The sequence below is a fragment of the Micromonospora sp. LOL_023 genome (genome assembly GCF_048060115.1).
Lineage (GTDB): Bacteria > Actinomycetota > Actinomycetes > Mycobacteriales > Micromonosporaceae > Micromonospora_E.
Genome location: NZ_JBHMIM010000056.1, coordinates 37,023 through 44,390 on the forward strand (window position 1 = coordinate 37,023; position 7,368 = coordinate 44,390).

The 7,368-nt window shown below is 72.0% G+C and carries 8 protein-coding genes and 1 pseudogene; 5 read left to right on the forward strand and 4 right to left on the reverse strand.

The window, feature by feature from the left end; all coding sequences use genetic code 11:
- Window positions 1-25: 25 nt before the first annotated feature.
- The 3 genes from hisN to aroA all read right to left on the reverse strand — a co-directional run bounded on the left by hisN (window position 26) and on the right by aroA (window position 3,358).
- The gene (gene hisN, locus ACFHVL_RS25175; RefSeq protein ID WP_416630909.1) at window positions 26-817 is read right to left on the reverse strand and encodes a histidinol-phosphatase; all 792 of its coding nucleotides are present in this window, start codon (window positions 815-817) and stop codon (window positions 26-28) included.
- Between the two features lie 80 nt (window positions 818-897).
- Complete coding sequence (gene rsgA / locus ACFHVL_RS25180) at window positions 898-1,974, reverse strand: ribosome small subunit-dependent GTPase A (RefSeq protein ID WP_416630916.1); 1,077 nt, start codon at window positions 1,972-1,974, stop codon at window positions 898-900.
- A gap of 28 nt (window positions 1,975-2,002) precedes the next feature.
- On the reverse strand, window positions 2,003-3,358 hold the full coding sequence (gene aroA, locus ACFHVL_RS25185) for a 3-phosphoshikimate 1-carboxyvinyltransferase (protein ID WP_416630910.1): 1,356 nt from the start codon (window positions 3,356-3,358) through the stop codon (window positions 2,003-2,005).
- Between the two features lie 48 nt (window positions 3,359-3,406).
- Here aroA and ACFHVL_RS25190 point away from each other — a divergent pair, with 48 nt between their 5' ends.
- The 5 genes and pseudogenes from ACFHVL_RS25190 to rsrA all read left to right on the forward strand — a co-directional run bounded on the left by ACFHVL_RS25190 (window position 3,407) and on the right by rsrA (window position 7,059).
- Complete coding sequence (locus ACFHVL_RS25190; protein ID WP_416630911.1) at window positions 3,407-4,213, forward strand: SOS response-associated peptidase; 807 nt, start codon at window positions 3,407-3,409, stop codon at window positions 4,211-4,213.
- Between the two features lie 264 nt (window positions 4,214-4,477).
- Window positions 4,478-4,870, forward strand: coding sequence for a WhiB family transcriptional regulator (locus ACFHVL_RS25195; RefSeq protein ID WP_416630912.1), 393 nt, complete (start codon window positions 4,478-4,480; stop codon window positions 4,868-4,870).
- A gap of 35 nt (window positions 4,871-4,905) precedes the next feature.
- The gene (locus ACFHVL_RS25200) at window positions 4,906-5,550 is read left to right on the forward strand and encodes an alpha/beta family hydrolase (protein WP_416630913.1); all 645 of its coding nucleotides are present in this window, start codon (window positions 4,906-4,908) and stop codon (window positions 5,548-5,550) included.
- Between the two features lie 562 nt (window positions 5,551-6,112).
- Window positions 6,113-6,769 (forward strand): annotated as a pseudogene (locus ACFHVL_RS25205) (sigma-70 family RNA polymerase sigma factor); the annotation flags it as partial.
- Window positions 6,770-6,774: 5 nt separating this feature from the next.
- The gene (rsrA, locus tag ACFHVL_RS25210; protein ID WP_326555354.1) at window positions 6,775-7,059 is read left to right on the forward strand and encodes a mycothiol system anti-sigma-R factor; all 285 of its coding nucleotides are present in this window, start codon (window positions 6,775-6,777) and stop codon (window positions 7,057-7,059) included.
- A 74-nt stretch (window positions 7,060-7,133) separates the two neighbouring features.
- On the opposite strand, the gene ACFHVL_RS25215 is transcribed toward rsrA, so the two are convergent.
- Window positions 7,134-7,208 (reverse strand): 50S ribosomal protein bL37, encoded by a 75-nt coding sequence (locus ACFHVL_RS25215; RefSeq protein ID WP_370461611.1) that lies wholly within the window; start codon window positions 7,206-7,208, stop codon window positions 7,134-7,136.
- Window positions 7,209-7,368 lie beyond the last annotated feature (160 nt).

Genomic DNA, 7,368 nt, shown 5'->3' on the forward strand with positions numbered 1-7,368 from the left:
CGAGGATAGACGGTGGCATCGGCGGTCAGCCGAGCCGGTGCAACAGGTCGGAATGCAGCCTCCCGTTACTGGCCACCGCGCTGCCGCCGCCCGGACCGGCCCGTCCGGTCAGGTCGGTGAAGGTGCCACCGGCCTCGGTGACGATCGGGATCAGCGCCGCGAGATCCCACAGCGACAGCTCCGGCTCCACCATCGCGTCGACGGCACCCTCGGCGACCAGCATGTAGCCGTAGAAATCGCCGTACGCGCGGCTGCGCCACACCCCGCGCATGATGTCCAGCATCGCGTCCAGCCGGCCCAGCTCCTCCCAACTGGTCAGCGAGGAGTAACAGAAGCTGGCGTCGGCGAGGCGGCGTACCCCGGAGACTTTGATCGGGGTGGCGGCGGCGGTGTGCCGACCGGCGTACGCGCCGTGCCCGATCGCCGCCCACCAGCGGCGGCCGAGCGCGGGCGCCGACACCAGGCCCACGACCGGCTGATCGCCCTCCATCAGGGAGATCAGGGTGGCCCAGATCGGTACGCCACGGATGAAGTTCTTGGTGCCGTCGATCGGATCGATCACCCACTGTCGATTCCCCGGGCCGGCCGCCGCGACGGACGCGCCGAACTCCTCGCCGAGGACACCGTCCCGGGGCCTGGTCCGGGCCAGCGTCGCCCGCAGCGCCTTCTCCACCGCCGTGTCCGCGTCGGAGACCGGGGTCAGGTCGGGCTTCGATTCGACGCCGAGGTCGAGCGCCCGGAACCGGGCCATCGAAATCGAGTCCGCGGTGTCGGCGAGCATGTGGGCGAGCGAGAGATCGTCGGCGTACCGGGCCATGGCCGGAAAGGTATCTGATTACCGAACGCGATGTTCAGGAGTCCCATCGCTCAAGATCGTGTGAGTCGGCGCGGCGGCGATCATTCCCGCGCGGCGCCCCGGCCGGGTTCGGCGTCGCCGCCACGCGAGTCCAGCAACCGGCGGTACGAGGCGAGCCGACGCGGGTCGGCGTTGCCGGCGGCGACCCAGTCCGCCAGCCGGCACTGTTCGGCTTCGTTGGTGTGTTCGCAGCCCGGTGGACAGTCGACGCTGCCTTCGACGAGGTCGGCGAAGCCGTGCAGCAGGCTTTCCGCCGACACGTGGGCCAGCCCGAAGCTGCGTACCCCGGGCGTGTCGACGATCCAGCCCGGGTCGCCGTCGATCAGGACCCGGGGCAGGCGCAGCACCACCGCGCTGGACGAGGTGTGCCGGCCCCGACCGATCGCGCTCACCGTGCCGACCGCCCGCAGCGCCTCCGGGACCAGCCGGTTGACCAGGGTGCTCTTGCCGACGCCGGAGTGCCCGACCAGCACCGACAACCGACCCGCCAGGCGCTGGCGCAGGTCGGCCAGATCGCTGCCGGGGCGGCAGAGCACGAACTCCAGGTCGAGGTCGCGGTAGTAGTCGATGACCTGTTCCGGGCCGGCGAGATCGGCCTTGGTCAGGCAGAGCACCGGGGCGATCCCCGCGTCGTATGCGGCGACCAGGCAGCGGTCGATGAAGCCGGTCCGGGGCGTCGGATCCGCCAGCGCGCTGACGATCACCAACTGGTCGGCGTTGGCGACCACGATCCGCTCGAGTCGCCCCTCCGGGGTGGTGTCGTCGTCGTCGGCGGTGCGGCGCAGCACCGACACGCGCTCGTCGATCCGCACGATCCGGGCGAGACTGCCGGGTGTACCGGAGACGTCACCGACCAGACCGACCCGGTCACCCACCACCACCGCATGGCGGCCGAGTTCCCGGGCCCGCATCGCGGTCACCACCGGCGGAGCGCCGGTCTCGGGGTCGGGCACCGCCGGGACGGCGAGGACGCAGCCGTACCGGCCGCGGTCGACGGTGACGACGAAGCCGTCGACCGCGTCGCCGTGCGCCGGCCGGTTGCGGGTACGCGGCCGCGACGCCCGGCCAGGACGGATCCGTACGTCGTCCTCGTCGTACTCCCTGCGTCTGCCGGCCAGGACAGTGCTCCTCTCTACCGTCTCCGGGTCATGAGTCTGCCAGTGCGTTGCGGTCGTCGGCCGCCACCGTCGGCTGTTCGTCCGGTCCCGTGCCGGCCGTCACCATTGACCACAGGGTCGGGAACTGCGGCAGTGTCTTGGCGGTGCAGGCGACGTCGTCGAGTTCGATGCCGGGCACCAGCAGCCCGAGTACGGCGGCGGCGTGCGCCATCCGGTGGTCGTCGTAGGTGCGGAACGCGCCGCCGCGCAGCGGCCTCGGCTCGATCCGCAGCCCGTCGGGCAGTTCGGTGACCTGCGCGCCGAGCCCGGACAGCTCGGTGGCCAGGGCCGCCAGCCGATCGGTCTCGTGCCCGCGGATGTGCGCCACCCCGGTCAGCCGCGACGGGGAGTCGGCGAGCGCGGCGAGCGCGGCGAGCACCGGGGTGAGCTCGCCGACCTCACGCAGATCTGCGGTGAGGCCGTGGACGGTGCCGGTGCCGGTGACGGTGAGCCCCGCCGGCCCGACCGTCGCGGTGCCGCCGAGCTGCTCGATCAGTTCGATCAGCTGCCGCACCGGCTGGGCGCTCTCGGCCGGCCAGCCGGTCAGCGTGACCTCGCCGCCGGTGACCAGCGCCGCCGCGAAGAACGGCATCGCCCCGGAGAGGTCCGGCTCGACGGTGAAGTCGTGGCCGGGCAACTCACCCGGCTCCACCCGCCAGGTATCGGGCGTCGAGTCGTCGACGACGGCCCCGGCCGCCCGCAGCATCCGGACGGTCATCCGCACGTGCGGCGCGGACGGCAGGGTGGGACCGACGTGGCGGACCAGTACTCCCTTGGTGAACCTCGGGGCGGTCAGCAGCAGACCGGAGACGAACTGGCTGGATCCCGAGGCGTCGACGTGTACCTCGCCGCCGGGCACCTCTCCGGTGCCGTGCACGGTCATCGGCAGACCGCCGCCGGGCGCGGCGTCGATCCGCAGGCCGAGCTCGCGCAGCCCGTCCAGCAGCGGGCCGAGCGGGCGGGACCGGGAGTGTGGATCACCGTCGAAGTCGACCGGGCCGTCGGCCAGTCCGGCGACGGCCGGCAGGAAGCGCATGATGGTGCCGGCGAGTCCGACGTCGATCTGCGTCGGGCCGCGAAGTGCGGCCGGCCGCACCGACCAGCGTTCGTCCGGGCCGGTCTCCACCCCGACGCCCAACGCGGCCAGGCCGGTGGCCATCAGCGTGGTGTCCCGGGCCCGCAACGGCCAGGCGATGGTGGCGGGTCCGGCGCCGATCGCGCTGAGCACCAGCGCGCGGGCGGTCATCGATTTCGAGCCGGGCAGGCGCAGGCTGGTGCGTACCGGCCCGGCGGCCGGGGGTGCGGTCCATGGCTGGTGCGGCTGGAGCTTCGTCAGTTCGGGCACCCGTACAGTGTGCCAATGGTCGGGCCGGCACCGACTACCCTGGGCCAGATGTGTGGGCGGTACGCGACCACCCGCAGCGCGGCGGATCTCACCGCGCTGTTCGAGGCGCTGGACGACACCCCTGCGCCGCTGGTCGGCGACTACAACGTGGCGCCGACGGATCCGGTGCCGATCGTGCGCCTGTCGCGGCGCGATCGGGCCGCTGAGCACGAGCCTGCGGGGGCGGGCGACGACAGGGCTGCCGCCGCTGGCGGCGGGCGCGGCGTGTCCCCCTGGCGGATTCTGGGCCTGGCGCGGTGGGGGCTGGTGCCGCCCTGGGCGGCCGACCCGAAGATCGGCGCTCGCATGATCAACGCGCGGGCGGAGACGGTGGCCACGAGCCGGGCCTTCGCGCCGTCGTTCGCCCGGCGTCGGTGCCTGGTGCCCGCCGACGGCTGGTACGAGTGGGTCCGTGCCCCGGGTGGCCGGCGCGGTGGTGCCCAGGCGTACTTCATGACGCCCGCTGACGGCCAGGTGCTGGCGTTCGCCGGTATCTGGTCGGTCTGGGGCCGGCCGGAGCCACTGGTGACCAGTAGCGTGATCACCACTTCGGCGGTGGGGCCGCTGGCCGAGATTCATGATCGAATGCCGCTGCTGCTGCCGATGGATCGCTGGTCGGAATGGCTGGACCCGGAGGTGGACGGGGCCGCGTTGTTGACCCCACCGGATGGCAATTACCTCGACGGCATAGAGATCCGCCCGGTCGGTGCCGCTGTCGGCAACGTCCGCAACAACGGCGCTGAACTGGTGCGACGGGTCGTACCGGGGGATGGGCCGGGTGGATCGGGCCGGCCGGCCCAGACTGAGCTGTTCTGACTCGCTGTACCGACTGGACCATGGTACCGCTCCCACCCGAGTCGGCCGCCCGGGGGGCTTGCTCTGCGTGTTCAAGCAACTACTGGCGCGGGGGTTTGCCAGCGTTGAGACCGAATCGCCGGATCGATTTTTCCCCAGAATCGATGCTGCCCCTTGTCTGGGGGCCGCGAAGTGCGATAGAAACCAGCGCCGACAGTGGATTTCGATTCGATCCAATCAAGTGACCTTGATCAATGTCTATGATCCCACGGGGGAGGTGGGTAAATGACCCGAGCGCGAATGCCCCGTCCACACGAGGTGGCTGCCGCACGCCGCGATCCCAGGCTGGTCAGGGCGATGGCGGAACGGCAGCTCGACGAGGCCTGGCGGACCCGCGGCGTCTGTCAGAGCGTCGATCCGGAGACGTTCTTTCCCGCGCCGAGCGAACCAGCCGACGCGGCCGTGGCGCTCTGCCGGACCTGCCAGGTGCAGGGGCCGTGCCTGGCCTGGGCGTTGGACGCCGGGGACAGCCACGGTGTGTGGGGAGCCACCACGCCCCGGGAGCGCCGCGCGATGCAGGTCGCCTGGCAGGGCGCTGGCGAACCCGACACGGCGGTGGTCGACGAGCCGGGCCCACTGGTGCGCGACCGGATGCTCACCCTGGTGCCGCTGAGCTGACCGAAGCGCCGGCGCCGAGGCGGGACAATGACCCGATGGCGGAGACCGACCCGACAGATCCGACCGGCACCCGACGGATGGTGGGCACGCCCCGAGGGCCGGCCCGGGTCGATCTCGTGGTCCCTCGGGCGGCGCCGGTCGGCCTGCTCGTCCTCGGGCACGGCGCTGGTGGCGACGTGGACGCCGCGGACCTGTCCGCGCTGTGCGCCGCCGCGAGCCGGGCAGCGGTCGCGGTGGCGAGGGTCACCCAGCCGTACCGGGTCGCCGGCCGCCGTGCGCCGGCTCCCGCCGGCCACCTGGACGATGCCTGGCGTGCCGTCGTCGCCGATGTGGTCGCCGGCTTCGATCCGCTGCCGCCGCTGATCGTCGGCGGGCGCTCCAGCGGAGCCCGGGTCGCCTGCCGGACCGCGTCGGCGGTGGCCGCCGCGGGTGTGGTCACCCTCGCCTTCCCGCTGCACCCACCGGGGCGGCCCGAACGTTCCCGGATCCAGGAACTCGACACCGGCCGGCCCACCCTGGTCGTCAACGGTGACCGGGACCCGTTCGGTGTACCGCCGCCCGGCCCAGACCGGGAGGTCGTTCTCCGCCCGGGGGAGCGGCACGACCTCAAGGGCGACCCCGCCGGCACCGCGGCGGCGGTGGTGCGGTGGCTCGCCCGACACGGGTGGGCCCGGCCCTGACCGACCGGGCCGGCAGATGGGCCGCTCGGCGGCGCGCCGGCCTGATCGCGTCACCGGCTCACCCCTGCGGCCGTGTCCGTCGGACCACGCATGTCGTTGCATCGGGTGTCCGTGACGCCGAGCCGGCGTCCGGCCACGCCGCGGTGGCGACACCGCCGCGGGAACTCCCAGGCCCCTCCCGGTTCCGGCGCCCACCATCGGCAACGGAGCCGGGACGGGTGAGTACGCCGGAGCCACCGCCGGCAGGATGCTGGAATGCCCGACCGCCCACCCGGTGTTACACCCCCCGGGAAGCAGTTCGACGAAGGGGGCGGAACCGGTGCGAATCCAGATTCGGGGCGGAACGCGGGCCGCAGGGGGTCCGGACATCGGCCAGCAGCTGCGCGGCGTTCTCGACCGGACGCCCGAGCTCGCGACCCTGGAGGGTCTCGCCGTACCCGGCCCGTCGTCCCGACGCCCGGGCGACGCCCGGCCCACCGCGACCGTCCAGGCCGCCGGTCAGCCTGCCAGACGGTTGGTGAGCGCGGGCACAACTGACCGAACCGCATCTGCCGGTCGGCCCGTACGCGTATCCTCGGCGGGACAGTCGAGGGGGGACGAGCGGTTGACTCGATCAGAGCGGACAGACGAGCGTCGCATGCGGTTCGAGCGTGACGCGTTGCCCTTCGTCGACCAGTTGTACGCCGCCGCGCTGCGGATGACGCGCAACCCGGCCGACGCCGAGGACCTGGTGCAGGAGATGTTTCTGAAGGCGTTCTCCGCCTTCCACCAGTTCGAGGAGGGCACCAACCTCAAGGCCTGGCTCTACCGAATCCTGACGAACACCTACATCAACTCCTACCGTCGCCGGCAGCGGCAGCCAGTCCAGGCGCCCACCGAGGAGATCACCGACTGGCAGCTCGCCGCGGCCGAGTCGCACACCTCCAGCGGGTTGAAGTCGGCGGAGACCGAAGCTCTCGAACGGCTGCCCGACAGCGACGTCAAGAACGCGCTGCAGCAGTTGCCGGAGGACTTCCGGCTCGCCGTCTACCTGGCTGACGTGGAAGGCTTCTCCTACAAGGAGATCGCCGACATCATGAACACTCCGATCGGGACGGTCATGTCCCGGTTGCACCGTGGGCGACGGAACCTGCGCGGCATGTTGGAGCGTTACGCCGCCGACCGGGGCGTCAACCGAGCCCGGAGCACCAAGCCTGCCGCAGCCGGACAGGAGGTGTGACGGCCGTGCACGACGGTGACTCGTTCGACCAGGACTGCCGTCAGGTGATCGCCGAGGTCTACCTCTACCTGGACCTGGAATGTGCCGAGGACCGGCGTCAGCTGATCCGGCACCACCTGGACGAATGCTCTCCCTGCCTGCGTGAGTTCGGCATCGAGCAGGAGGTCAAGGCGCTCGTCGCCCGCTGCTGCGGCAACGAGACCGCGCCGGCCGAGCTGCGGGAGCGGCTCCGGGCCAAGCTCAGCGAGTTCGTCTTCGACGCCGACTCGCGGGAGTACCTGCCCGACTGATCCGGCGGGAGTGCCTGCCCGACTGAGATCCGGCGGGAGTGCCCGTGTGACCGATCCGGCGGCCCCCGCCGACATCAGGAGTTGGGGCGCTTGCCGTGATTGGCCGCGCTCTTCTTGCGTGCCTTCTTCTTGCGAGCCTTCTTGGCCATCTGCCCTCCCGTCGGACGGTGCCTCCCGTGGACCGGGAGCTGACCTGTTGATGCTAGGCCGAGGTAGCGACCGGCATGCGGGGCGGGCACTAGACGAGTAGTTCCGATGTCCGGTCAGTGGTCGTAGGCGATCAGGGACCGGGTGACGGGTGCGCCGGTC

Coding starts and splice junctions, on each gene's coding strand:
- hisN (WP_416630909.1), bottom strand. CDS start 817: ATGGCCCGGTACGCCGACGATCTCTCGCTCGCCCACATGCTCGCCGAC.
- ACFHVL_RS25190 (WP_416630911.1), top strand. CDS start 3,407: ATGTGTGGGCGGTACGCGACCACCCGCAGCGCGGCGGATCTCACCGCG.
- ACFHVL_RS25195 (WP_416630912.1), top strand. CDS start 4,478: ATGACCCGAGCGCGAATGCCCCGTCCACACGAGGTGGCTGCCGCACGC.
- ACFHVL_RS25200 (WP_416630913.1), top strand. CDS start 4,906: ATGGCGGAGACCGACCCGACAGATCCGACCGGCACCCGACGGATGGTG.